The following is an 804-nucleotide window of genomic DNA, read 5'->3' as shown; positions in this document are numbered from 1 at the left end:
CACACAGATTGTCTGATAAAAAGTCACGAGCAGAAAAAACCTCTACAGGCTTGTAGCTCAGGTGGTTAGAGCGCACCCCTGATAAGGGTGAGGTCGGTGGTTCAAGTCCACTCAGGCCTACCAACTTCGCACTCACGCTGCGTTATGTCTCCGGCTCGCATAGTTCACTATGCTTCGCGAAGACATGCCCTGCCTGAGCACGAATTGCATTTCTCACGAAGTGTACTCGGTTGAGTGGTAGTAGTGGTCTCTGCAGTAACTGTATGGGGCTATAGCTCAGCTGGGAGAGCGCCTGCCTTGCACGCAGGAGGTCAGCGGTTCGATCCCGCTTAGCTCCACCATACATGCTGTTTTTTCTGAAATACCTCAGAGCGTACCGGTGACGGTGTGCTGTGACGTATTATGCTCTTTAACAATCCGGAACAAGCTGAAAATTGAAACGACATGGCGCGTTCATTCTCCGTAATAAGAATGAAATGACGACATGTCCGAGTCTCTCAAATGCTTACAGTCTGCAGCGTTGAAAAACGCCTGTGGGTTGTGAGGTTAAGCGACTAAGCGTACACGGTGGATGCCCTGGCAGTCAGAGGCGATGAAGGACGTGCTAATCTGCGTAAAGCGACGGTAAGGTGATATGAACCGCTACAGCCGTCGATGTCCGAATGGGGAAACCCGGTGCACCCAGTGCATCATTGCAGCATGAATACATAGTGCTGCAAGGCGAACCGGGGGAACTGAAACATCTAAGTACCCCGAGGAAAAGAAATCAACCGAGATTCCCCCAGTAGCGGCGAGCGAACGGGG

Annotated in this window: 2 tRNA genes and 1 rRNA gene; all 3 read left to right on the top strand. The window is 51.7% G+C overall.

Annotation, left to right across the window (positions count from 1 at the left end):
- Positions 1-46 precede the first annotated feature (46 nt).
- Positions 47-123, top strand: a tRNA-Ile gene (locus CKF42_RS21000).
- Between the two features lie 142 nt (positions 124-265).
- Positions 266-341: transfer RNA gene (locus CKF42_RS20995), tRNA-Ala, on the top strand.
- Positions 342-544: 203 nt separating this feature from the next.
- A 23S ribosomal RNA gene (locus CKF42_RS20990) occupies positions 545-804 on the top strand; the annotation flags it as partial.

It is taken from the genome of Pantoea sp. ARC270, assembly GCF_003236725.1.
GTDB classification, from domain to species: Bacteria; Pseudomonadota; Gammaproteobacteria; order Enterobacterales; family Enterobacteriaceae; genus Pantoea; species Pantoea anthophila.
Note: the sequence above shows the minus strand (reverse complement) of the source record. Positions and strands in the feature narration are given on the sequence as shown.